At 66.4% G+C, this 25063-nt stretch carries 21 protein-coding genes; 19 read left to right on the forward strand and 2 right to left on the reverse strand.

What is annotated here, in order from left to right; genetic code table 11:
- Nucleotides 1–120 precede the first annotated feature (120 nt).
- The gene (locus NCW75_14800; GenBank protein UYV14202.1) at nucleotides 121–435 is read right to left on the reverse strand and encodes an NADH-quinone oxidoreductase subunit A; all 315 of its coding nucleotides are present in this window, start codon (nucleotides 433–435) and stop codon (nucleotides 121–123) included.
- Nucleotides 436–820: 385 nt separating this feature from the next.
- Between NCW75_14800 and groL (NCW75_14805) the strand changes: the two genes are divergently transcribed.
- The 15 genes from groL (NCW75_14805) (at nucleotide 821) to NCW75_14875 (ending at nucleotide 16465) form a co-directional block, all read left to right on the forward strand.
- Nucleotides 821–2590: a chaperonin GroEL gene (groL, locus tag NCW75_14805; protein ID UYV12549.1), complete on the forward strand. Its 1770-nt coding sequence runs from the start codon at nucleotides 821–823 to the stop codon at nucleotides 2588–2590.
- A 75-nt stretch (nucleotides 2591–2665) separates the two neighbouring features.
- Entirely contained in the window at nucleotides 2666–2956 is a 291-nt protein-coding gene (locus NCW75_14810; GenBank protein UYV12550.1) for a co-chaperone GroES, read from the forward strand.
- 41 nt (nucleotides 2957–2997) lie between these two features.
- Nucleotides 2998–3375, forward strand: coding sequence for a four helix bundle protein (locus tag NCW75_14815; protein ID UYV12551.1), 378 nt, complete (start codon nucleotides 2998–3000; stop codon nucleotides 3373–3375).
- 45 nt (nucleotides 3376–3420) lie between these two features.
- Nucleotides 3421–5034, forward strand: a complete 1614-nt coding sequence (gene groL / locus NCW75_14820) for a chaperonin GroEL (protein ID UYV12552.1) — start codon at nucleotides 3421–3423, stop codon at nucleotides 5032–5034.
- A 60-nt stretch (nucleotides 5035–5094) separates the two neighbouring features.
- Nucleotides 5095–5493: a GxxExxY protein gene (locus NCW75_14825; GenBank protein UYV12553.1), complete on the forward strand. Its 399-nt coding sequence runs from the start codon at nucleotides 5095–5097 to the stop codon at nucleotides 5491–5493.
- An 88-nt stretch (nucleotides 5494–5581) separates the two neighbouring features.
- The gene (gene dnaJ, locus NCW75_14830) at nucleotides 5582–6733 is read left to right on the forward strand and encodes a molecular chaperone DnaJ (GenBank protein UYV12554.1); all 1152 of its coding nucleotides are present in this window, start codon (nucleotides 5582–5584) and stop codon (nucleotides 6731–6733) included.
- Nucleotides 6734–6749: 16 nt separating this feature from the next.
- Nucleotides 6750–7319 (forward strand): nucleotide exchange factor GrpE, encoded by a 570-nt coding sequence (locus NCW75_14835; protein UYV12555.1) that lies wholly within the window; start codon nucleotides 6750–6752, stop codon nucleotides 7317–7319.
- Between the two features lie 12 nt (nucleotides 7320–7331).
- A complete protein-coding gene (locus NCW75_14840; protein UYV12556.1) occupies nucleotides 7332–7676 on the forward strand; it encodes a zinc ribbon domain-containing protein in 345 nt (114 codons plus the stop codon).
- On the forward strand, nucleotides 7673–8050 hold the full coding sequence (locus NCW75_14845) for a holo-ACP synthase (GenBank protein UYV12557.1): 378 nt from the start codon (nucleotides 7673–7675) through the stop codon (nucleotides 8048–8050). Before NCW75_14840 ends, NCW75_14845 begins: the two co-directional genes overlap by 4 nt.
- Nucleotides 8051–8089: 39 nt before the next feature.
- Entirely contained in the window at nucleotides 8090–8950 is an 861-nt protein-coding gene (locus tag NCW75_14850) for an SseB family protein (protein UYV12558.1), read from the forward strand.
- Nucleotides 8951–8970: 20 nt separating this feature from the next.
- The gene (locus NCW75_14855; protein UYV12559.1) at nucleotides 8971–9627 is read left to right on the forward strand and encodes a pentapeptide repeat-containing protein; all 657 of its coding nucleotides are present in this window, start codon (nucleotides 8971–8973) and stop codon (nucleotides 9625–9627) included.
- 39 nt (nucleotides 9628–9666) lie between these two features.
- Nucleotides 9667–11505, forward strand: coding sequence for a glutamine--tRNA ligase/YqeY domain fusion protein (locus NCW75_14860; protein UYV12560.1), 1839 nt, complete (start codon nucleotides 9667–9669; stop codon nucleotides 11503–11505).
- Between the two features lie 72 nt (nucleotides 11506–11577).
- Nucleotides 11578–13128 carry a glycosyltransferase gene (locus tag NCW75_14865; protein UYV12561.1) on the forward strand — a complete coding sequence of 517 codons (1551 nt, stop codon included), beginning with the start codon at nucleotides 11578–11580 and terminating at the stop codon, nucleotides 13126–13128.
- Between the two features lie 226 nt (nucleotides 13129–13354).
- The gene (locus NCW75_14870; GenBank protein UYV12562.1) at nucleotides 13355–15187 is read left to right on the forward strand and encodes a hypothetical protein; all 1833 of its coding nucleotides are present in this window, start codon (nucleotides 13355–13357) and stop codon (nucleotides 15185–15187) included.
- Between the two features lie 42 nt (nucleotides 15188–15229).
- Complete coding sequence (locus NCW75_14875) at nucleotides 15230–16465, forward strand: Nramp family divalent metal transporter (GenBank protein UYV12563.1); 1236 nt, start codon at nucleotides 15230–15232, stop codon at nucleotides 16463–16465.
- Here NCW75_14875 and NCW75_14880 read toward each other — a convergent pair.
- A complete protein-coding gene (locus NCW75_14880) occupies nucleotides 16462–18153 on the reverse strand; it encodes an NAD-binding protein (GenBank protein UYV12564.1) in 1692 nt (563 codons plus the stop codon). The genes NCW75_14875 and NCW75_14880 overlap by 4 nt on opposite strands.
- A gap of 208 nt (nucleotides 18154–18361) precedes the next feature.
- On the opposite strand from NCW75_14880, the gene NCW75_14885 reads away from it, so the two are divergent.
- The 4 genes from NCW75_14885 (at nucleotide 18362) to NCW75_14900 (ending at nucleotide 25018) form a co-directional block, all read left to right on the forward strand.
- Nucleotides 18362–22198: a S41 family peptidase gene (locus NCW75_14885; GenBank protein ID UYV12565.1), complete on the forward strand. Its 3837-nt coding sequence runs from the start codon at nucleotides 18362–18364 to the stop codon at nucleotides 22196–22198.
- A gap of 71 nt (nucleotides 22199–22269) precedes the next feature.
- Nucleotides 22270–22737 (forward strand): ATP-dependent zinc protease, encoded by a 468-nt coding sequence (locus NCW75_14890; protein UYV12566.1) that lies wholly within the window; start codon nucleotides 22270–22272, stop codon nucleotides 22735–22737.
- The gene (locus tag NCW75_14895; GenBank protein UYV12567.1) at nucleotides 22734–23942 is read left to right on the forward strand and encodes a RimK family alpha-L-glutamate ligase; all 1209 of its coding nucleotides are present in this window, start codon (nucleotides 22734–22736) and stop codon (nucleotides 23940–23942) included. The genes NCW75_14890 and NCW75_14895 overlap by 4 nt, the downstream gene beginning before the upstream one ends.
- The gene (locus NCW75_14900; GenBank protein ID UYV12568.1) at nucleotides 23939–25018 is read left to right on the forward strand and encodes a M14 family metallopeptidase; all 1080 of its coding nucleotides are present in this window, start codon (nucleotides 23939–23941) and stop codon (nucleotides 25016–25018) included. The genes NCW75_14895 and NCW75_14900 overlap by 4 nt, the downstream gene beginning before the upstream one ends.
- The last annotated feature ends 45 nt before the right edge of the window (nucleotides 25019–25063 follow it).

Below are 25063 nucleotides of genomic sequence, written 5' to 3' on the forward strand. Positions count from 1 at the left end.
ACTTGGGACGTACATTCTTCCAAGGCGAAACGCCATAGCAGGTGTATCGGCAGGGGGGATTGGTCACTCAAGGCAACCTAGGCCGCCAGTTTCGATAGGTTTTTAGAAGGGGGTGCCGAATCAGTCGAACCGGAAGACACCCTTGCGCAGCCCATAGAGGAAGGCCACGACCGTGGTGAAGAGGAAGAAGAAGATGCGACCGAGCCAGAGAAGGCGGTCGGTCGAGTCCATTTCGAGGTTGGCGAAGGTGGTGGCCCAGGGGTAGAGGAAGACCACCTCGACGTCGAACACCAGGAACACCATGGCGATCAGGTAGAAGCGGATGTTGAAGCGTTTGCGGGCCGTGCCCATCGGCTCCATGCCGCTCTCGTAGGTGAGGGCCTTGGTCTCGCCGGCTCGGTTGGGTCCGAGAATACGAGTGAGCACCAGGTTCATCACCGAGAAGCCAACGACGGCCATGAGGATGACCGCCAAAGGCAGGTAAGCGATGGGATCAGTGATGCCGAGGAGCATGGGCCGAGGATAGGCGGGGTGAGGTGCGTCTTTCCGAGCCGCGGGCGTGAGCACGCGGCCTCAGTCGATCTTCAGAAGGCCGCGTGCTCACGCCCGCGGCTCGGTTCGGAGCTTGCCGGGTGCCACTTTGGCGGTCTGGCGCGCACGAGGCGGGTGGTGGGCAGGTTCTTGGGACGCCTTGGCGGTGTTGTGCACGTGGTGGGGGTTGGCGCGCGGGTTGTAAGGACTGGGGCGAGAGATGGTCCCGACCGCGACCGCGGCGGGCTGTTCGATAGACCGACGACCCCGACTACGGAGACTGCGACCCATGGCCGTCAAAGAGCTGACCTTCGATACCGACGCACGCCAGGCCCTGCTTGCCGGCGTTGAAAAGCTTGCCCGCGCGGTCAAGAGCACCCTGGGCCCCAAGGGCCGAAACGCGGTGCTCGACAAGTCCTGGGGCGGGCCGACCGTGACCAAGGACGGTGTGTCCGTGGCCGAGGAGATCGAGCTGCGCGATCCTGCCGAGGACATGGGCGCCCGCCTGGTGAAGGAGGCCGCCAGCAAGACCAGCGACGACGCGGGCGATGGCACGACCACCGCCACCGTGCTGGCCGAGGCGATCTTCCGCCAGGGGCTGCGGTACGTGGCCGCGGGCGTCGATGCCAACGCCCTTGTGCGCGGCATGCGTCTGGCGGTTGAGGCGGCCACCGGCGCGATCGATGATCTGGCCACCCCGATCAAGGGCAAGGCCGACATCCAGAACGTCGCCACCATCAGCGCCAACAACGACCGCGAGATCGGCAAGATCATGGCCGACGCCTTCGAGAAGGTCGGTAAGGACGGCGTGATCACCGTCGAAGAAGGCCGCGGCCTGGAGACCGAGGTGACCGTGGTCGAGGGCATGCAGTTCGACCGCGGCTACCTCTCACCCAACTTCGTGACCGACGCCGACGCGATGCGGGTCGAGTTCGACAAGGCGCTCGTGCTGATCCACGAGGACAAGATCGACAACGTGCAGACGCTGGTTCCCGTGCTCGAGAAGGTGATGGCCGCCAAGAAGCCGCTGCTGATCATCGCCGAGGATATCACGGGTGAGGCGCTGTCGACCCTGGTGATCAACAAGCTGCGCGGCACTTTGCAGGTCGCCGCCGTCAAGGCACCGGGGTATGGCGACCGGCGCAAGGCCATGCTGGGCGACATCGCCGTGCTGACCGGCGCGACCGCCGTGATGAAGGACCTGGGCATGGACCTGGAGAAGGTGACCCTGGGCGACCTGGGTATGGCCAAGAAGGTCGAGATCGACGCCGACAACACCACGATCATCGAGGGTGCGGGCAAGACCAGCGATATCCAGGCGCGTGTGACCCAGATCCGCCGCGAGGTGGACGACGCCAGCAGCGATTACGACCGCGAGAAGCTGCAGGAGCGGCTGGCCAAGCTGGTGGGCGGCGTAGCGCAGATCAAGGTTGGTGCCGCGAGCGAGGCCGAGATGAAGGAGCGCAAGGCCCGCGTCGAGGACGCGCTGCACGCGACCCGGGCGGCCGTGGCCGAGGGCATCGTGCCCGGCGGCGGCACAAGCTTCATCCACGCCATCGCCGCCATCGAGAAGCTCAAGGAGTGGAAGGCCGTGTTTGGCAAGGCCCGCGACGTGTCGGCCGACGAGATCGGCCACGCGAAGTACGACGTGGCGTCGGGCATGCACATGGTGCGCGACGCGCTGACCGTGCCGGCCCGCACCATCGCCGACAACGCGGGCGTAAAGGGCTCGGTCGTGGTCGCCAAGATCCAGGAGAAGATCGAGAGCGACCCCAAGACCAACTTTGGGTACAACGCCCTGACCGACACCTACGAGGACCTGGTGAAGGCCGGCGTGATGACGCCCGCGAAGGTCGACCGCTCGGCGTTGCAGAACGCCGCGAGCGTGGCCGGCGTGCTGCTGGCGGCCGACTGCCTGATCACCGACAAGCCCGGCGGCGACGACAGCGCGGGCGGTGCCCCCGACATGGACGCGATGGGCGGCATGGGTGGTATGGGCGGCATGCCGGGCATGGGTGGCATGGGCGGTATGCCTGGCATGGGTGGGATGGGGTTCTAAACGAACACCCGCTGCACGCGTTTGCCAATCAACACGACTTGATCACGAGCCATTGAGCTCAGGAGCACACAAGCAATGAACGTCAAACCCCTCGATGACAGAATCGTCGTTCGCCCCTCGGCGCAAGAGACCAAGACCGAGTCTGGCATCTTCTTGCCCGAGACGAGCAAGGAGCGCCCCATGACCGGCAAGGTCATCGCTATTGGCCCGGGCAAGCGCCTGGACAACGGCGAGCATGCCAAGCCGACCGTGAAGAAGGGCGACACCGTGGTGTTCGGCAAGTACGCCGGCACCGAGGTGGAGGTGAAGGGCGACGAGCACCTGATCCTGCGCGAGAGCGAGCTGCTGGGCATTTTGGATGGCTGAAGAGGCATCGGGCACCGGGCATCAGGCATTGGGAGGATCGGATGGCAGGAGAGATCCGGTCGTATCGAGACTTGCGTGTCTGGCAGGCGTCCGTTGAGATCTCGCTCGCGGTGTATGGGCTGACCAAGATTTTTCCGGCCGACGAGCGTTTTGGATTGACCCGTCAGCTTCGCAGGGCTGCGGTTTCGATTCCCTCCAACATCGCCGAGGGCTATGGACGAGGGACACGAAGCGATTATCTGAGGTTCTTGCGAGTGGCTCGTGGATCGTTGTACGAAGTTGAAACCCAGCTCTTGATCGCCGCCCGGCTGGGATTTCTGAACGAGGATGGGCGCGCCGAAGTCGAACAACAACTCAAGGAGTGCGGGCGCATGCTCGCCGCCTTGATCAAGAGCGTCGATACCAAGAGTCCGGCCTGATGCCCGATGCCTGGTGCCCGATGCCCTTCTCCGAAGGAGTCCCAGATGTCCCACAAGCAAGTGATGTTCGATAGCGATGCCCTGCACGAGATGAAGCAGGGTGTCGACCGGTTGGCCAACGCCGTCAAGTGCACGATGGGGCCGGCCGGCCGCAACGTGGTGATCCAGAAGAGCTTTGGCAGCCCGCAGGTGACCAAGGACGGCGTGAGCGTGGCCCGCGAGGTCGAGCTGCACGAGCCGTTCGAGTCGATGGGCGCCAAGATGGTGCACCAGGTCGCCAAGAAGACCAACGACAAGGCCGGCGACGGCACGACCACCGCGACGGTGCTGGCCCAGGCGATCTTTACCGCCGGGCTCAAGCACATCGTTGCTGGTGCGAACTCGGTGCAGGTGCAGCGTGGTGTGAACGCCGCAGCCCAGGCTGCGAGCGCGGCCATTGAGGGCTTCGCCGTCAAGTGCAAGGGCAAGGACGACTACCGCAAGGTGGCGACCGTGTCGGCCAACCACGACGCGTCGGTGGGCGAGCTCATCGCCGAGGCCATCAGCAAGGTGGGGGCCGAGGGCGTGGTCGAGGTCGAGGAAGGCCGCGGCAACGAGACCGAGTTGGAGTTCGTCGAGGGCATGCAGTTCGACAAGGGCTACATGTCTCCGTACTTCATGACCGACCCCAAGAGCGCCGAGTGCGTGCTCGAGGACTGCCTGATCCTCATCCACGAAAAGAAGATCGCCAACCTGACCGACCTGCTGCCGCTGCTGAACAAGGCCGTGTCGGCCGGCAAACCGCTGCTGATCATCGCCGAAGACATGGAGAACGAGGCGCTGGCGACGCTGGTGATCAACCGCCTGCGCGGCTCGCTGAAGATCGCGGCCGTCAAGGCGCCGGGCTTCGGCGATCGTCGCAAGGCGATGATGCAGGACATCGCCATCCTCACCGGCGGCGCGTTCTTCGCCGAGGACCTGGGCCGCAGCCTGGAGTCGATCGAGCTGAGCGAGCTCGGCAAGGCCAAGAAGGTCGTCATCACCAAGGACGACACGACCATCATCGAGGGCTCGGGCAAGAAGAAGGACATTACTTCGCGGGCCGATCAGATCAAGGCCCAGCACGAGGCGTCGACCAGCGAGTACGACCGCGAGAAGCTGATGGAGCGTCACGCCAAGCTGACCGGCGGCGTGTGCATTATCCACGTCGGTGGCTCAAGCGAGATGGAGATGAAGCAGCGCAAGGACCTCGTCGAGGACGCGCTGGCGGCGACCCGGGCGGCGGCCAAGGAGGGCTACGTGGCCGGCGGCGGCGTGGCGCTGCTGCGGACGCAGGACGCCATCGAGGCGGCCCGCAAGAAGGCCAAGGGCGACGAGCAGATCGGCTACGACATCGTTTATGATGCGGTGGAGAGCTGCGTGAAGCAGATCGCCGAGAACGCCGGGTTTGATGGCGACCTGGTCGTCGAAAACGTGCGCGAGAGCAAGGCCAACGAGGGCTTCGACGCGGCGACGGGCGAGTACCTCGATCTGGTGAAGGCCGGCATCATCGATGCAGCGCTGGTGCCCAGGACGGCGCTGGTGAATGCGGCGTCGGTGGCGGGGTTGATGCTGACGACAGATGTGTTGATTACCGAGCTCAAGGATGAGACGGAGCCGGTGGTGGGGGCGGTGTCGTAAGGCGGATTCGGAGAGGAGAATTCTCACCACAGAGGCGCAGAGGCACAGAGGAGGGAAGATGTGGGGGAGAGCTGGAGGGCCGAGGGCGAGAAGGACGAACTGACGCGGGAGATCATTGGGGCGGCGATCGAGGTCCACAGGGCTCTCGGTCCCGGCTTGCTGGAGTCGGCGTACGAAGCATGCCTTGCCGCCGAGTTGGAAGATCGAGGGATCCGGTTCCAAGCCCAAGTGCCACTGCCTGTGTTGTTCAAGGGACGGAGCATCGAAGCCGGGTACCGGATGGACTTGGTGGTGAAGGACCGGGTGATCGTGGAACTTAAGGCTATCGAGAAGCTCTTGCTGATCCATGAGGCCCAACTCTTGACGTATCTCAAGCTCTCTGGGCTCTCAACAGGTCTCATCTTGAACTTCAATACGCCGTACCTTCGCGACGGCATCATCCGGAAGGTCTTGTCATGAGCCTCACCTCTTCTTGCTTTTCCCAAGTCAACTCTCTTCTCTGCGCCTCTGTGCCTCTGTGGTTATTCCCCCTCTGACAAAGGACTCCATGCCCACCACCCGCGACTACTACGAGATTCTCGGTATCGAGCGTGATGCGTCGGAGGACGACATCAAGCGCGCGTATCGGCGGCTGGCGCTAAAGTTCCATCCGGACCGCAACCCGGACGATGCCGAGGCGGAGACGAAGTTCAAGGAGGCGGCCGAGGCGTACGAGGTCTTGGGCGACGCGAACAAGAAGGCCCGCTACGACCAGTACGGGCATGAGGGCCTGCGCGGCCAGGGCGGGGCGTCTCACGACTTCAGCCACATGAACGTCGAGGACATCTTCTCGATGTTCAGCGACATCTTCGGCGGCGGCGGCTTCGGCGGCATGGGCGGCGGCCGTGGCGGACGCCAGCGCGTGGCGCGCGGGTACGACCTGGAGACCGAGGTCGAGATCGAGCTCAAGGACGTGCTGACCGGCACGGAGCGCGACGTTGAGTTTACGCGGCTGGACGTGTGCGACACGTGTACGGGCAGCGGCGCGAAGCCCGGCAGCGAGCCGCAGACGTGCCCGACCTGCGATGGGCAGGGCAAGGTGCAGCAGGCCGGCATGGGCGGCATGTTCCGTATGGTGACGGCGTGCCCGAGCTGTCGCGGTCGGGGGAAGATCATCAAGGAGCATTGCCCCGGTTGCAAGGGCAAGGGGCGTGTGCCGCGCAAGCGTGTGCTGAGCGTGAAGATTCCGGCTGGCATTCATGAGGGCCAGGCCGTGCGAGTGCAGGGCGAGGGCGAGCCGCCGCCGCCCGAGGCCTCGCCCGGTGGCACGGGCGTGCGAGGCGACCTGCATGTGGTGGTGCGCGTCGAAGAGCACGACATGTTCACGCGCGACGGCGACCACATGCTGATGGAGCTGCCCATCGGCTTCACGCAGGCGGCCCTAGGCACCGAGATGGACGTCCCCACGCTGACCGGCAAGGTGAAGCAGTCGATCCCGAAGGCCACGCAGCACGGCACGTTGTTCCGCCTGCACGGTGAGGGCCTGCCCAACCTGCGCAGCGGGCGGCGGGGCGACCTGGTGCTGGTCACGCGGGTGGAGATTCCCAAGAAGCTCAGCGAGAAGCAAGAGAAGCTGCTGCGCGAGTTTGCCGAGACCGAGGACGTGAGCGTGATGCCCGAGAGCCACGGCTTCCTCAAGAAGATCCGGGACTTGTTCTGAACGCGGGGAGCGAGCTATGGCAGAACACGAGACAGTTGATCGCGATCAGGATAACGATGGGCCGCCGGCGAGTTTCGGCGACATCATCCGCGATGAGTCGGGCAATCTCGACGCCGACGATGCGGAGCAGTTCTTCGAGAAGCTGTCGGCCGAGCTGACCGAGATGGAAGGCCGCTGGAAGCACTCGCTGGCGGACTTTAAGAACTTCCAGCGCCGTGCGTCGGGCAACGAGATCGAGGCTCGGGCCCGCGGCGTGCGCGACGTGTGCGAGTCGATGCTGGGCGCACTGGACAGCTTCGACCTGGCGTTGTCGCAAGACCCGGCGAGTCTCACGGTCGAGCAGTTGTTCCAGGCGATCGAGACCATCCGGGCCGAGGCGCTCAAGGCCATGGCGCGCAACGGCGTGATGCCGATCCAGCCCGAGGTGGGCGACGAGTTCAACCCCGGGCATCACGAGGCCGTGATGCAGCAGCCCGCCGAGGGTGTCGAGCCGGGGTGCGTGTCGCAGGTGTTCCAGAGCGGCTACGCGCTGGGTGATCGTGTGCTGCGGCCGGCCAAGGTGGCCGTCACGCCAAGCGAGGATTGAGGGAGCGCGAGCATGCCGACCTACGACTACCGCTGCAACGCGTGCGACCACGAGTTCGAGCTCTTCCAGAGCATGAGCGACAGCGTGAAGCGCACGTGCCCCAAGTGCGGCAAGCGCAAGCTCGAGCGGCTGATTGGCACCGGCGCGGCGCTGCTGTTCAAAGGGTCGGGCTTCTACGAGACCGACTACCGCAGCGAGAGCTACAAGAAGGATCAGAAGGCCGACAAGCCCGAGACCAAGTCGGAGTCGAAAGCCGACAGCAAGCCTGATTCCAAGAGCGACAGCAAGCCAGATAAGAAGACCGAGAAGAAGCCAGACGCGAAGCCCGACAAGAAGCCCAAGGCCGCATCGAAATGATTCTGGGCCACGGCGTCGACCTGGCGGAGGTCGAACGTGTGCGCCGATCGGTTGGGCGGTTTGGTGATCGTTTCCTGGATCGCGTGTTCACCGAGGGTGAGCGGGCGTATGCCGGCGACGGACCCCGTCGCGACGAGCACCTTGCGGCGCGGTTTGCGGCCAAGGAAGCGGTGTTCAAGGCGCTCGGCACGGGCTGGGCCCAGGGCGTAGGCTGGACCGACATTGAAGTGGTGCGCGAGGCGAGCGGGAAGCCGGTGCTCGTGTTGCACGGTAAGGCCTTTGAGATGGCCGAAGCACTGGGCGTGCGGAAGTGGCACCTGTCGCTGACGCACACGGGCACGATGGCGATGGCGTCGGTCATCGCCGAGGATTGACGCCGGCGCGCCGAATTTGTGGAAAAGAAGGAGGTCACCATGAGTGGCAGTGAGCAGAGTGGTGGCCCCGGGTCGGCCGGTGAAGGGCGGGGCGAGGTCAACGATGCCCGCTTGCAGGAGCTGATCGATGCCCTGGTCGAGGATCCCAAGAACGAGGCGGCCGAGCGGGAGTTCTGGCACCTGTTCTGCAACCTGCCCGCGTGGATCCTGCTGACGACGGCCGAGGATGCGAGGAAGGCTGTCGAGGAGGGGCGGCCCGAGATCCAGGTGCAGATGTTCCAGCAAGGCGATCGGTCGTTCCTGCCGCTGTTCTCTTCGAACGCTCGGGCGCAGGGCGTGCTCGAAGGACAGGCGTTTGCCACGATCAGCATGCCGCCCGAGAAGGCTCTGGGGTATGTCTGCGGGTTCCGCGGACGCATCGAGGGTTTCATCGTCAACCCGATGCCGGGCAAGGCCGGTGGCTTCGGCCACCGGTTGCCGGACCTGTGCGCGTTCTTCCAGCACGAGCGGGGCTTCCTGCCGGCGGGGGCCATCCATTGCGCTGTGGACCATGTCCGCAATACGAACCACCCGGCCGCATTCGAGATGGTGCATGGCTTGGTCGCGGGGCTCGACAAGGTCTACGTGGCGATCAAGGACGAGAGCTTCGCGTTCGTGCGTGATGGCGACAACCTCTGGCTCTGGGCGTTCACCGACGCGGCGATGGCCGTCCGGCAGTGCAACGAGCACGAGGGCTTGAAGATGATCGAGGCCACGCCAGCACAACTCGCCGAGCGGATGGGCGAGGCGATGAGCCAGAGCGAGGGGCGCATCAAGGGGGCCGTGGTCAACCACCCCGAGAATTCGATCGCTCTCGATCAAGCACTGCTGCTGCGGGCGATCGAGGGCAAGGGCGAGTAGCCCCCGCGGGGAGGTGCGTCGTGGCGGTCAGGGGCGGCAAGTGGACACCGGCCGAGCCGGAAGCGCCCGATGATGGTGATCGTCCGCCGATTGACGCCATTGTCGAAGCCGATGGTCTGAGCGACGCCCATGTTGGCCGGATGGTGCCGCGTCCGCTGCCCGATCTCGAAATCGTGAGAGTTCGGGTCCAGCGCCTCGACGCCGCTGGCGCTGCTCTGCCCGGTGCGAGCGTTCGTGATGCGAAGATCGCAGCGGGCGATCTGTCGAACGCGGTGCTGGCCGATGGCAGCCTGCGGCGGATCCGGGGCCGGGGCCTCGGGGCGGTGGGGCTGGACGTCTCCGGGTCGAGGCTCGAGGACGTTCGCCTGGTGGGGTGCAAGCTCCGGCTGGCGCGTGGCTTTGGGGCCGCGCTGACGCGGTGCGTGTTCGAGGACTGCGACCTCCGCGAAGCCGAATTCGAGGGGGCCATCCTGGATCGCGTCGTCTTTCGCGGGTGCGACCTGAGCGCAGCGCGGCTGGCCGGCGTGGATCTCGGCCGGTGCGACCTGCGGGGGTCGGTAGTCGCTGGGCTCGTGGTTTCGCCCGATCGGCTGCGGGGGGCGATGGTCGACCCGGCCCAGCTCCCGACGTTTGCGACGGCGCTGGGCTTGCGGGTTGAAGAGGCACCGACGCCGTGAGCGGCCGAGCGTGGGCCGGCTCGTGCCATACCCTTGCGGATGAGTTCCGACGCCACCAACGCGCCAGCCGAGCCGCCAACCCGCCCGAAGCACTTCATCGAGGAAGCCATCGAGGCCGACGTGAAGGCCGGACGGTTCGGCCAGCCGGGCGATTCGAGCGTGGTGCGGACGCGCTTCCCGCCCGAGCCCAACGGCTATCTGCACATCGGGCACGCCAAGAGCATCTGCCTGAACTTCTCGTTGGCTTCGAAGTACGGCGGGGCGTGCAACCTGCGATTCGACGACACCAACCCGGCCAAGGAGGAGCAGGAGTACGTCGACGCCATCGTCAACGATGTGCGGTGGCTGGGGTTCCGCTGGCCCGGGGCGAGCGGGGTTGACGGGGTTGACGGCGTGGTGTTCGCCAGCGATTACTTCGACCGGATGTACGAGCTCGCCAGGCACCTCATCGGCAAGGGGTTGGCGTATGTCGATGAGCAGACGGCCGAGCAGATCCGCGAGAGCCGGGGGTCGCTGACCGAGCCGGGCACGCCCAGCCCGTTCCGGGATCGGGCGGCCGACGAGAACCTCGACCTGTTCGAGCAGATGAAGCGTGGCGAGTTTGCCGACGGCACGCGGGTGCTGCGCGCGAAGATCGACATGGCCTCGCCCAACATCAACCTGCGCGATCCGGTGATGTACCGCGTGGTGAACAAGGCGCACCACCGCACGGGCAGCACGTGGCACATCTATCCGATGTACGACTGGGCCCACGGGCTCGAGGACGCGTTCGAGGGCATCACGCACTCGATCTGCACGCTGGAATTCGAGGACCATCGGCCGCTGTATGACTGGTTCATCGACGCGATCAACAAGGACAACCCCGACCCCATCGCGCACCCGCGGCAGATCGAATTCGCCCGCTGGAGCCCGAGCTACATGGTCACCAGCAAGCGGCGGCTGCGCGAGCTGGTCGAGCTGGGGCATGTTACCGGCTGGGACGACCCGCGCATGCCGACGATCAGCGGATTGCGGCGGCGGGGTGTGACGCCGCGAGCGATCCGGACATTCTGCGACGAGGGCGGGGTGACCAAGTTCAACGCGCTCATCGATATCGGTCGGCTGGAGAACGCCGTCCGCGACGACCTGAACGAGCGTGCACCGCGGCGCATGTGCGTCCTGAACCCGCTCAGGGTGACCATCAAGAACTGGGGCGAGCACGGCGACGCCGGCCGGACCGAGTGGATGGACGCGACGAACAACCCGGAGAACCCCGACGCCGGCGTTCGCCGGGTGCCGTTCACGGGCACGCTGTTCATCGAGCGCGACGACTTCATGGAGGACGCGCCCAAGAAGTTCTTCCGCCTGGCGCCGGGGCGTGAGGTCCGCCTGCGGTATGGGTATTGGATCACCTGCGTCGATGTCCTGAAAGAGGGCGATGAGGTCGTCGAGCTGGTCTGCACGTACGACCCGCAGACCCGAGGCGGAGACTCGCCCCCGCCCGACGCCGACGGGAACCAGCGCAAGGTCAAGGGCACGCTGCACTGGGTGAGCGCCGAGCACGCCGTGGCGGCTCGGGTGAACCTGTTCGACCGGCTCTTCACCGTCGAGCAGCCCGACCGCAAGCCCAAGAAGGCCGCAGACGACTGGAGCTTCATCGAAAACGTGAACCCCGATTCGTTGCGCGTGATCGAGGACGCGAAGCTCGAGCCGCACTGGCCCACCACCGACCAGGAGCGGGGCGCGGGCACGGGCTCGTACGAGGACGACATCCAGCGGTTCCAGTTCGAGCGGCTGGGGTACTTCTGTCTCGACCAAGCATCGACCGCTGAGGAGCCCGTCTTCAACCGTTCGGTGACACTCAAGGACGCGTGGGCCAAGGTCGCAGCGCGGCGCTGAGCGTGATTGTGGCGTTGGCTGACGGCGACCGCCGATGGCTGGCACAAGGACGCGCTCCGGGAGACGACAGCCATGGATCGAAGCACCGTTGACCTACCCGAGCCCAGGTTCCGCAAGCTCAGCGTGCTCATGCCGGTCTTCAACGAGGCGCGAACGCTCCGCACGATCGTGGCGCGGGTGCTGGCCAGCCCCGTGGCCGACCTGGGCCTGGAGATCGAGCTGGTCGTGGTCGACGACGGCAGCAGCGACGCTTCGCGAAAGATCCTGGCCGAACTGGCAGTAAGCGAGAGCCGCATCCGGGTGTTCCACCAGGATCGCAACCGCGGCAAGGGCGCGGCCATCCGTCGCGCGATCGGCGAGTGCACCGGCGATGTCGCCATCGTGCAGGACAGCGACCTGGAGTACGACCCCAACGATTACCCGCGGGTGCTGGCCCCGATCCTGGAGGGCAACGCCGACGCGGTGTTCGGCTCGCGCTTCGCCGCCAGCGAGCAGCGCCGGGTGCTCCTGTTCTGGCACAGCGTGGCCAACCGGTGCCTCACGCTGCTGGCCAACGCCCTCAACGACATCAACCTCACCGACATGGAGACGTGCTACAAGGCCGTCCGCACCGACATCCTCAAGCAGATTCCCCTCAAGAGCAACCGCTTCGGCATCGAGCCCGAGCTCACGACGCGGCTGGCGCAGTGGAACGCGCGCCTCTACGAGGTCTCGGTGAGCTACCACGGCCGCAGCTATGCCGAGGGCAAGCATATCGGCTGGAAGGACGGCCTGCAGGCCTTCTGGCTGCTGTTCAAGTACCGCTTCTTCGACCGGCGGTTCACCACGCACGATGGGTACTACCTGTCCGAGAGCGTCCGCCGCGCCCGCGGGTTCAATCGCTGGACGTTCGAGCAGTTCCGGCCGTTCGTTGGCGATCGGGTGGTCGAGGCGGGGTGCGGCATCGGCAACTTCACCGAGCAGTTGCTCGATCGCCAGCGATTGGTGTGCGCCGATCTCGATCCTTATTACGTCGAGGTGGTCGGCCGGCGGTACGCGTACCTGGCAAACGTGCGCACGGCGCGGGTGAATCTGAACGAGGCCCACGGGTTCGGGTCCATCGCCAAAGAGAAGCCCGACACGGTCCTCTCGCTCAACGTCGTCGAGCACGTCGACGACGATTTGCCCACCCTGAAGAACTACTACGACGTGCTCGACGCCGGCGGCCACGCGATCATCCTGGCCCCCGCCCACCAGTGGCTGTTTACCGAGTGCGATCGAACGCTTGGCCACCACCGCCGCTACACCCGCGCCATGCTCTCGGATCGCATGAAGGAGGCGGGCTTCGAGGTCGTGCAGACCAGCGAGTTCAACCGCCTGGGCGTGCTGGGCTGGTTCGTGAGCGGCAAGATGGGCCGCAGGGCGCTCTCGCCGGGGCAGATTAAGCTGTTCAATCGGCTGCTACCGATTGCCAAGATCGTCGAGCGGTTCGACGGCCTGCCAGGCCTGAGCGTCATCGCCATCGGCCGCAAGCCCGCCCGCACGAGGCAGTCGGCGTCGGCCTCGGGCGAGGACCAGGCCGACGCGTCTTCTCAGATCGAGCCGAAGCCCGAACCGCAAAGCGTGGCGGCCCACTCAGGCTGATCTGTCGGCTCTTGGAGCCCCTGTTTGCCTGCGCAACGGTGCCTTGCTGGGCACGCAGGTTTTTGTCTGGTTGTTATATTGGGTAAGCCGGTGGGTAGATTCTTCCGTATTTCGCGTGAGTAACCGTGCCAGATCTCGTTATATTTGAAGCGGTGCTGCCGCGCCGGGGTATGGCTGTCGAACAGCCGTGGGTGCCGGTCGGCCTTGCCGTCGGGGGTCTAACGCCATGCCAAATCCGAGTTCGTACGTTTGTTCGTCGCTGGCCGCCGTTCTCGCCGTGGCCGGGCTCGCCGGCTCGGCCGCTGGCCAATGCACGGTCTACCGCATCGGTATGCCCGACTTCGATCAGCGGCGCGATACGCTGCCCAACGACGGCCGGATGTACTGCGTGCCAACGGCGACGGCCAATGCGCTGGCGTACATCTCCAATCATGGGCACCCTGAGGTATTCGGCGGTCCGAAAGACTGGTCGAGCAGCACGCAGTACACGCCGGTCTCCACGCAGCTCATCATCATGGGCACCCTGCTCATGGGCACCAGCCCCACCACGGGCACGAACATGGGTGGCTGGACGGCCGGCACCAAGGCGATGCTCAGCGACTCACCCGGCCTCATCGCGGGCAGCTACCTGGCCATCGGGTTCCAGGGCCTCTCACCCCACCAATTGGCCGACCAGATGCGCATCGGCTCGGTGGTCATGCCGCTCATCGGCTGGTACGACGACGTGGGCTTCGACCGCTGGAGTCGCGATGGCGGGCACATGGTGACCATGCACGCGGCGTTCAACACCTGCGCTGCGCCCGAAGACATGCTGCTCGCGTACCACGACCCCGACGACAGCAGCGACCTGGGCTCGCAGAGCCCGTTCCGCACCATCGTGACCCAATTCACAACCGATCCCACCTGGAGGTTCCGGCGCAGGGACGAGTCGGGCTACTTCCCCCGCCAGGTCATGCGCGTGAACTCCAACGGCGGCTTCCTCGACGGCTTCGGGGCCATCTGGCCCATGTACGGCCTGTCGACCGGCCCGGGGCTCACCGACATCAGCTTCGACATCCCCCAGCCGGGCAGCGACGACCCCGGTGCCAAGCGATTCACCATCGACATGTCCCCGGGCTACGAGATCATGGACCTGTCCTCTACCGCCCTGCCCACCGAGGGCTTCGTGCTGGGCTCGACCGGCGGCGGCCGGCAGGGGTTGCTCTTGCACGCGAACTTCGTGAACGACCAACTGGATACCGTCGACACCATGATCAACCCGCTGGCCCTGGTCGTGGGCCGCGACGGTTCGGCGTACGTTGCCTCGAACGCCAAGATCGACCGCTACGCCGTGCAAGCGGGCGGCGAGCACGCGATCATCGATACCACGGCCCTTCCCGCGCCGGCCAACGCGATGTTCTACGACGACGCGACCGACCAGGTGGTCGCGCTCAACGTTTCCAGTCGGCGGCTGATGATCGCCGGCCAGGACCTGACCCTGCTGCGCAACGACGCCCTGCCCAGCGGTGTGCCTCTGGGTGGCGACGTATCGCTGGCGATCAACCCCGTCGATGGCAAGGAATGGATCGCGGCCTCGGGCTCGCCCATGCTGACCGAGCTGGAGCGTGACGCCGCCGGCCGGCTGCGGATCGATTCCCAGATCTCGTTGCCGGGCGTGACGAGCCCGCAAGGACTGCAATTCGGCGACGACGGCGCACTGTTCGTGGTCGACGGCGGCATCATCAAGGCCTTCCAGTTCAGCACCCGCGGCGGCTGGCAGCGCACCGATAGCCCGCTCGACGGCATGCCAAGCGGCCCGGTATTCATGGCCGGTCGAGGCCGCACCAACTACGACCCCGCCACGATGGACGACATCAACATCCTGCCGCCCTCGGGCGATCCGGGCGAGCTCGACTGCCGCGCCGACCTGAACCTCGACGGCAACCTGGACATCTTCGACTTCCTCGAGTTCCAGAACCTGTTCGTGCGCGGTAGCACCTGGGCCGATTTCGACTACGACAGCGAGTTGACCATCTTTGATTTCCTGGCGTTCCAGAACGCGTTCGACGCGGGGTGCTGATCGAATCGCGTCGTTCGGTTCGCCGGGGTCGTATCGTCGGTGATGCCCCGCGCGTCACGAAACCTCCTCCTGCTGGTCGGCCCGGGCGTCCTGGTCGCCGCCACGGGCGTGGGCGCGGGCGATCTGGCGACGGCCGCGTTCGCCGGCAGCCAGCTCGGTCTTACGGTGCTGTGGGCGGTCGTCGTCGGCGCGTTGGCCAAGTTCGTGCTCAACGAGCAGCTCGCGCGCTGGCAGCTGGCGACGGGGACGACCATCCTCGAGGGCGCGATCTCCAGGCTGGGGCCGATCGTCTGGGCCGTCTTCGGGGCGTATCTGTTGCTGTGGAGCCCAGTCGTGGCGCTCGCGCTCATGAAGGCCTGCGGCGCGGTGCTGCACGCGATGATTCCCGCCGTGCCCACCTACGCCGGCGCTATCGGCTGCTCGCTCGCGGGGCTGGCCATGGTCTGGCTGGGCGGCTTCGCGCTCTTCCAGCGCGTCATGGCGGCGTGCATCGCGCTCATGTTCGTCGTCGTGCTCGTGAGCGCGATCGTGGCGACGCCCGACCCCGCCGGCGTGGTCGGCGGCCTGGTGCCCCGGCTGCCCGAGGATCCCGAAGCGTTCGGCTGGGTCATCGCGCTCGTGGGCGGCGTGGGCGGCACGCTGACCATCATTTGTTACAACTACTGGATGCGCGAGGCCGGTCGCGGCGGAGTTGAGGATCTGAAGACCTGCCGGATCGACCTGGGCGTTGGCTACGCCATGACCGCCCTCTTTGGCATCGGCATGGTCGTGCTGGCCGCCGACATCACCAGCGCGGGGGAGTTCGAGAAGGCTAACGCGTCGGTCGTCGTGCGGATCGCCGACCGCATCGGCGATCGCACACATCCGGTGATGCGCTGGGCTTTTCTCATCGGTGCGTTCGGGGCGGTCTTCTCCAGCGTGCTGGGCGTGTGGCAGGCGGTGCCGTACGTGTTCGCCGACTGGTGGGCCATGCGTCGCAAGCGCGAGCGCGTCGAGATCTCGACGACGTCGCGGGCGTACCGGGGGTACCTCGTCGCGCTCGCCGTCGTCCCCTGCGGGTTGCTGTTCGTGGACTTCCGGACCGCCCAGAAGCTCTACGGCGTCGTCGGGGCGGGCTTCATCCCGCTGCTGGCGATCGCGCTGGTGCCGCTGATGAACCGCCGGGCGTGGATCGGCCGCGAGCTGGCGAATCGCTGGTGGTCGAACCTCGCGCTGGGCGTGGCGCTGCTGGTGTGCGTGGCCGCGGCGTGGTGGTCGATCGCCGCCCGGCTCGGCTAGCCATCGGAGTACTTGCGGCGGTAGGCCTCGTGGGCCTCGACATCACCGATGAGCACCAGCCCGCGGTCGGCCTCGAGCACGGTGGTCGCCGGCGGGTTGGCGACCAGGCCCGAGTCGTCGCGGTAGCCCACGATGGTACAGCCGGTAGCCTCGCGGATGCCCGAGTCGATGATGCGCTTGCCCGCGACGGACTTGGGCACCTTCACATCGAAGATCTCCAGCCCCTGGGCGATGGTCACCATGCGGCCGTGCTGGAGCAGGTTGTAGATCGCGCTCGCGCCGGTGCTCGCGTAGCTCTGCACAAAGTCGGCACCCGCGCGGTGCAGGGCCGAGACGTGCTTGTCCAAGGTACAGCGGGCGATGACCTCGATGTCTGGCCGCAGCTTGCGACAGAGCAGCGTCAGGTAGAGGTTCACGTCGTCGTTGTTGCTGGTGATGACCACGGTGGGGGCCTTGCCCAGCCCCGCCGCCTCGAGCACGCGCGGCTCGGCCGCGTCGCCCACGATGGTCTTCTCGGTATTGGTCACGCGCCGCTCGGATCGCTCGATCATGCGGTAGTCGATGTCGCGCAGCTCGAGCGCCGAGGCCGTCGCCTGGCCGATGCGACCGTTGCCGATGACGATCACCGGGTCGGCGCTCACGTTGTAGATCGCAAAGTGCTCGTCGTAGTTCTCGAGCTGTTCGGGCGAGCCGGCCAGCAGCAGCACCGTGCGCTCGTTCACAACCGTGTCGGGCCTGGCCGGCCGGAACACACCGCGGTCCCACAGGCCCACGACGTTCACGCCCAGGTCGCGCAGCCCGTTCTCGCGCAGGCTCTTGCCGATGAGCGGCGTACGAGCCGCGCTGGCCTCGGCGATGATCAGGTCGTCGAAGCGGGCCACCTCGTGCGTCACGGCGTCGCCGCCCGAGATGCACCGCGCCAGCGCCTGGCCCATCACGCGGTCGAGCCGAACGACGCCCGTCGCGCCGGCCATCTCCATGATGGGCACCGACGCGCCAAGATCGGCCGTGGCGAACACGGGCACCGTCTCGCTCACCGCGCGCACGGCGAACGCCACGGCGGTGTCCTGCGCATCGGTACGCGTCGTGGCGACCATCGCGGCGTTGTCCACGCGTGCGGCTTTGTAGGTCTCGGGGTCGTCGAGGTCGCCGACCATCACGCGAATGTCCTGGTCGTGCAGCTTGCGGGCGTGTTCGACGTCGGGCACCAGCACGACGTACTGCTGGCCGATCTGTCCGAGCTTGGCGATGAGCGCCTCGGTCACGGTGTCCAGGTGCGTCAGGATGACATGGTCCTTGGTCTCCGCGGGAAGCTCACGCGGGGTGCGGGCGGCGGTCTGGGCCTCGATCCATGGCGCATAGAAGAACTGGATGAACATGAACGGCAGCAGCGCGAGGAGGAAGATCGTGCCGCTGATGACCACGACGATCGAGAACAGCCGTCCGAGGTCGCTCTCGAAGGTGATGTCGCCGAAGCCCAGGGTGCTCATGGTGACCAGCACCCAGTACAGCCCGCTGAGCCACGTGTGGTCCTGCCCCTCGTGGTACTCCATGATGAGGTGGAAGAGCACCGTGTGGACGGCCATCAGGCCGACCAGGATCAGCATGAACCGCGCCAGCACCTTCAGGTTGCGCTGGGTCCGCCGCTGGCTGGTCAGGATCATGATCTGGGCGGCGATGGACTTCATGGCCAACGGTAGCGGGCGAATAAAAGGCGACCACCGCTAGATCGAGCAAGCCGATTTGATTGCTCGGTCGGGACACAGGGTGGAATCTCGGGCCATGCCCCCCAAATGAACCTGCCGGACGGCCCGCCGTGGCGCGTCCCCGCGAGCCCGGCCCACCCCCCGAACGGTGGGCTGGTGCCGTACACTGCCCGTTCTGGAGGTGTCTTTTATGGATAAGCGTCTGACCGTCGTTCCCGTTCTGGCCGCCCAGGCCCTGCTCGTCTCGTGTGCCGGGTCGGCCGAGGTGGGCACCAGCGAGCCGGCCCGCATCGTCGCGGTATCGGGGCAACCCCTATCGGCCCGCCAGGGCGGCAACCAGGATGGCGGCGACTACGCCGGCATGCTCCGTTACCCCGCCGTCAGCGACGAGCACATCGTGTTCTCGTACGGCAACGACCTCTGGCTGGTCTCGCGCGATGGCGGCCAGGCCTCGCCGCTGGCGAGCCCCGACGGCCAGGAACTCTTCCCCCGCTTCAGCCCCGACGGGTCGAGTGTGGTCTTCCAGGGCAACTACGACGGCGACCGCGACCTGTACACGCTGCCCATCGCCGGCGGCGTGCCCAGCCGCGTGACCCACCACCCCGCCAACGAGGCGCCCACCCAGTGGCACGACTCGGGCATCATGTTCTTCATGAGCGGCACTGCCGGCCTGGGCCGCCAGCAAGAGATCTTCCGCGTCTCGCCCGAGGGCGGCCTGCCCGAGCGCATGCCGGTGCCCTACGGCGCCAACGGCGTCTTGAATGACGACGGCACCTGGCTGGCCTACACGCCCATCCAGCGCGACGCGCGCACCTGGAAGCGGTACCGCGGCGGCATGGCCAGCGATATCTGGCTGTTCAACGTCGACACCAACGAGAGCCGCCAGATCACCGACTGGGAGGGCACCGACAGCCTGCCCATGTGGCACGGCGATTCGCTGTACTACGTCTCGGACGCCGGCGACGACCACCGCCTGAACATCTGGCGTTACGACGTGGGTAGCGGCGACCGCACACAGGTGACCACCTTCACCGACAACGACGTGAAGTTCCCATCCATCAGCGCGGGCGACGATGGCACCATCGTCTTCAGCCTTGGCAGCAAGCTCCACCTGCTCGACCTCGATGCGAATGAGGTGAGCGAGGTGCAGGTCACTATCCCCGGCGCGACGCCGGCCGTGCGGACCAAGACCGTCGACGCGGCCGGATTCCTCCAGGCCGGTGGTATCAGTTCCACTGGCAAGCGTGTCGTGGTCGAGGCCCGGGGCGACATCTGGACCATCCCCGCCGAGAACGGCCCGCCCCGCCAGCTCACCGACACCAGCCGGTGGGCCGAGCGAAACCCGTCGTGGAGCCCCAGCGGCCGGTGGATCGCCTACGCCAGCGACGAGAGCGGCGAGTACAACATCCACGTCATCCAGAGCGACGGCAAGGGCGAGCCCCGCCAGCTCACCGACATGGACGGTAAGTACTGGATGACCATGGCCTGGTCGCCCGACAGCAAGACGCTCTACGCAGCCGACAAGAGCGGCGAGATGTACCTCATCGACATCGAGAGCGGCGACGCCAACCTCTTCGAGACCGAGCCGTACGCCAACGCGACCCAGGTGAGCTGGAGCCCCGACAGCCGATGGATCACCTACGCCAAGGGCGGTGACAACATGCTCACCGCGGCGATCTACATCTACGACACCGAGGATGGCACGACCCATCAGGTGACGAGCGGCTTCTTCGGTGACGGCTCGCCAGCCTTTTCGGGCGACGGCGAGTACCTGTTCTATACGTCCAACCGCGAGTTCACCAGCCCGCAATACGAGGCCGTGGGCGCGAGCTTCATCTACGCCAACGCCGGCCGGCTCATCGCCGTCCCGCTGACCGAAGAGGTCGAGAACCCGCGCCTCATCGAGGTTGACGAAGAAACCTGGGAAGAGGACGAGCCCGAAGACGAGGAGGGTGACGAGGCGGATGAGTCGGGTGAGGACACCGCCGACGAATCGGCCGACGAGGGTGAGGGTGATGAAGGCGACGACGCCGATGTCGAGCTGAGCCCCATCGAGGGCACCTGGGAAGGCACCGCCACCGGGCTGGCCGCCATGGGCCTGCCCATGGATGAGCTCGAAGTCACGATGTACTTCATGAAGCTCGAGGACGGCTCGTTCGTCGGTGCCAGCGAGAGCATGGGCGAGCTCTCCGACTACGACAGCGTCACCTTCGACGAGGACACCGGCAAGCTGGTCACGACCAGCAGCGAGGGTCCGATGAACTCGAAGACCGAGGCCACCCTGAACGGCGACACGCTCACGGGCACCTGGTCCATCTCGGGCCCGCTCGAGGGCAGCGGCCCCTTTACCGCCACGCGCACCGGCACCGAGGTGCCCGATGGCAAGATCGACGGTGCCGAAGGCGGCGGCAAGGGCAAGGACGGCAAGGCCGAGCCCGTCGAGATCGACTTCGACGGCTTCGAGGCCCGTGGCTTCATGCTGCCCGTGGGTGCCGGCAGCTTCAACAACCTCGTGAGCAACGACAAGGGCAACCTGCTCTACAACAGCTTCGGCGGCGGCGCTCCCACGGTGAAGCTCGTCGACATGTCGGGCGACTCCATCGACGAGAAGACCGTCATCGCGGGTGCCCAGATGATCGAGATCTCGGGCGATGGCAAGAAGATCCTGCTCGCCGGCCAGGGCAACCAGTGGAAGATCGCCGATGCGAAGGCCGGCCAGTCGATGTCGGGTTCCATCCAGCCTAGTGGCCTGCGCAAGCACGTCGAGCCGCGTGAAGAGTGGCGCCAGCTTGTGCAAGATGCCTGGCGCCGCCACCGCGACTTCTTCTACGTCGAGAACATGCACGGCGTCGACTGGGACGCGGTGTACGACCATTACTCCGAGATGGTCGACCATGCCGCCAGTCGCGAGGACGTCAGCTTCATCATCGGCGAGATGATCTCCGAGCTCAACGTCGGCCACGCCTACTACTGGGGCGGCGACGTCGAGGGCCAGCCCAGCCAGAACGTCGGCATGCTCGGCGTTGATTTCGAGCTGGCCACCGAGGACGGCGAAGACGGCGAGGCCACCGGCTACCGCATCGCCAAGATGTACGGTGGCGCGCCGTGGGATACCGACGCCCGCAACCCGCTCGACGTGCTTGGGATAGACGTCGAAGAGGGCGACTACATCACCCACGTCAACGGCGTGGCGCTCGACACCTCGACCGATCCCTGGTCGGCCTTCATCGGCACCGCGGGCCAGGAGACGACCATCACCGTCGTCGACAGCCTGACCGGCGACGAGGAAACCGTCAACGAGCGGACCTACACCATCGAGCCCATCGGCAACGACCAGGCCCTGCGCTACCGCGGCTGGGTCGAGGCAAACCGCCAGTACGTCGAGGAGGCCTCCGACGGCGCTATCGGCTACATCCACGTCCCCGATACGGGCGTGAACGGGCAGAACGAGCTGTTCCGACAGTTCTACGCCCAGATCGACAAGGACGCCCTCATCATCGACGACCGCTGGAACGGCGGCGGTCAGATCCCCACTCGATTCATCGAGCTGCTCAACCGCCCGCGCACCAACTACTGGTACCGGCGCGACGGCAAGGACTGGCCCTGGCCCTACGACAGCCACCAGGGCCCCAAGGCCATGCTCATCAACGGGTCGGCCGGTTCGGGCGGCGATATGTTCCCATGGCTCTTCAAGCACAACGACCTGGGCCCGCTCATCGGCCGGCGCACCTGGGGCGGCTTGGTCGGTATCAGCGGCGTGCCCCCGCTCATCGACGGCGGCTACACCGCCGTGCCCAACTTCGGCTTCTACCGCACCGACGGCACGTGGGGCATCGAGGGCCACGGCGTCGATCCCGACATGGACGTGATCGATGACCCCACCGCGCTGGCCGGCGGTGAAGATCCGCAGATCGACGCGGCCGTGGACTACCTGCTCGAGGCCATCGAGCGTGAGGGCTACGAACGGCCCGAGCGCCCGCAGGAGCCCGACCGCAGCGGCTTCGGCATCGATCCCGCCGACCGGTAAAGAACCCCGCCATTCGGCTCACGCCCGGCTTCATGCCGGGCTTTTTCGTGCGCGCGCTACAATACACCCCGATGACCCCAAAGAACGACACGCAATACACGGTGGGCTGGCGCGAGCGCGTCGCCCTTCCCGAGTGGCGCATCCGTGGCGTGCGTGCCAAGATCGACACCGGTGCCCGCACCAGCGCCGTACACGTGGCGACCTTCGAACACCTGCCCAACGGCCGCATCCGATTCGAGGTCGTTACCCGCGAGCATCCCGAGCGGCGCACCAAGTGGATCGAGGCCGACATCGCCCGCGAGTCGGTCGTCAAGCCCAGCAGCGGCAAGACCCAGATCCGCCCGGTCGTGCGCACCACGATGGTCATCGGCCCGCTCGAGTTCGAGGCCGAGCTGGGCCTGGTCTGCCGCCAGGGCATGCTCTGCCGCATGCTCGTCGGCCGCCGCGCCATCGCCGGGCTGGCCGTGGTCGATCCCGCAAGCCGCTACCTTCTCTCCCCGCCTTCATCCAAGAACGCCAGGCGAAAGGCCAACCCGTGAAATTTGCCATCCTGTCCACCGCCCCCAAGTGCTACAGCACCCGCCGCTTCAAGCAGGCCGCCGAGGCCCGGGGGCACAAAGTCAAGGTCCTCAACACGCTGCGTTTCTCCATCGACCTGGAGCACGGCGAGCCCAGCCTGTTCTATCGCGGCAAGGAGCTGAGCGACTACGACGCCATCCTGCCGCGCATCGGCGCGTCGATCACCTACTTCGGCACCGCGGTCGTCCGCCAGTTCGAGCAGCTCGACGTCTACACGCCCAACACCGCCAACGGCATCCTCAACTCGCGAGACAAGCTCCGCAGCCTGCAGATCCTCAGCCGCCACGACATCGGCATCCCGCACTCGTGCTACATGCGCAACCAGCTCGACGTGCTGCCCGCCATCGAGCGCATCGGCGGGGCCCCGGTCATCATCAAGCTCATCGAGGGCACCCAGGGCGTGGGCGTCATCCTGGCCGAGAGCAACAAGGTCGCCGAGGGCATCATCGAGACGCTCCAGAGCGCCAAGCAGAACGTGCTGGTGCAGAAGTTCGTGGCCGAGAGCAAGGGCAAGGACGTGCGCGCCCTTGTCGTGGGCGAACGCGTCGTCGCCGCCATGCGCCGCGTGGCCCAGGGCCAGGAGTTCCGAAGTAATGTCCACCGCGGCGGCCGGACCGAGCCGGTCGAACTCGACGAGACCTACCAGAAGGCCGCCGTGCGCGCCGCCCAGATCATGGGCCTGCGCGTCGCCGGCGTCGACCTGCTCGAGAGCAACGACGGCCCCCAGGTGATGGAGGTGAATTCCTCGCCCGGCATGGAGGGCATCGAGGGCTGCACCGGCCTGGACATCGCCGGCTCCATCGTCGATTACATCGCCAACCAGGTCGATTTCCCCGAGATCGACATCCGCCAGCGGCTCACCGTCAGCGTGGGCTACGGCGTCGCCGAGATCTACATCCCCGAGGGCTCGGACTTCGTCAGCAAGACCATCGCCGAGTCGGGCCTGCGCGAGCGGGACCTCACCGTGCTCACCGTCAATCGGGGGACAGCCGTGTTCTCGAACCCTAAGGGCAGCCGCGCCCTCGAGGCTGGCGACCGGCTGCTGTGCTACGGCAAGCTCGAGACCATGCGCGACCTGGTGCCCGAACGGACGAAGCGCAAGAAGAAGCCCCGCGTGGCCAAGCTCGACAAGAGCCTGGTCGACGCCCTGGAGAATGGCCAGTGAAGCAGCGCATGGGCGTGCTCTCGTGGACCGACCTGGACGTTCCGCCGAACGGCAACAAGGAAGGCCGGCTGGTCGTCTCGGAGAGCTATGTCGGGGCCGATCTCGCGATCCCCTTCAGCGTCTGGCGTGGCAAGCGAGACGGGCCTGCCGTCTTCATTACCGCCGCCGTGCACGGCGACGAGATCAACGGCACCGGCGCCATCCGCCACATTCTGATGAACTGGCCGTTCTCGCTCTCGGCTGGCACGCTCGTCATGGTTCCCGTGGTGAACCTCATGGGCTTCGAGCGCAACAGCCGCTACCTGCCCGACCGGCGCGACCTCAACCGCAGCTTCCCCGGCTCGCCCCGCGGTAGCCTGTCGGCCCGATTGGCGCACGCCATGTTCGAGGGCCTGGTCAAGCCCTGCCAGTACGGCATCGACCTGCACACCGCCGCTGTCCGCCGCACCAACTTTCCCAACGTCCGCGCCAATTTAAGCGATCCGGTGATCGCGGAGTTCGCGCGGGCGTTCGGAGCCGAGTTGACCGTCGACAACAAGGGGCCCGAGGGCTCGCTCCGCGCCGCCGCGTGCGACGCGGGTGTGCCCACGCTCATCCTCGAGGCCGGCGAGGTCTGGAAGGTCGAGCCGACCTATGTCGAGCACGCCGTCCGTGGCATCCGCAACTGCCTCATCCATCTGGGCATGGTTGAGGGCGAGCCCGAGAAGCCCGCCTACCGCATCGAGGCGGATTCGTCCAAGTGGGTGCGCGCCGAGAACGGCGGCTTCCTGAGCTTCCACGTCGCGCCCGGAGATTTCGTGAACAAGGGCGACCCCATCGCCACCAACACCGACCTGCTGGGCAACGAGCAGAACGTGATCGAAGCCCCGCAATCGGGCGTCGTCCTGGGTATGACCACGATACCCAGCGTCGCGCCGGGCGACCCAATCTGCCACGTCGCCTTCCCAACCAGCCGGGCCTTGCAAAAAGCCGAGGCAGCCCAGGACAAGCTGGCCGGCCATCACCTGCACGAGCGCACGCGGGAAGACCTCTCGCGCAACATGCACCTGAGCGATGCTCCCGAGGCGCGTGAGTGATCTGGAATTCCCTCGCTTGTTTCCATAGTGGCGTGTGCCACGTGG

The organism is Phycisphaera sp. (genome assembly GCA_025916675.1).
Lineage (GTDB): Bacteria > Planctomycetota > Phycisphaerae > Phycisphaerales > UBA1924 > JAHCJI01.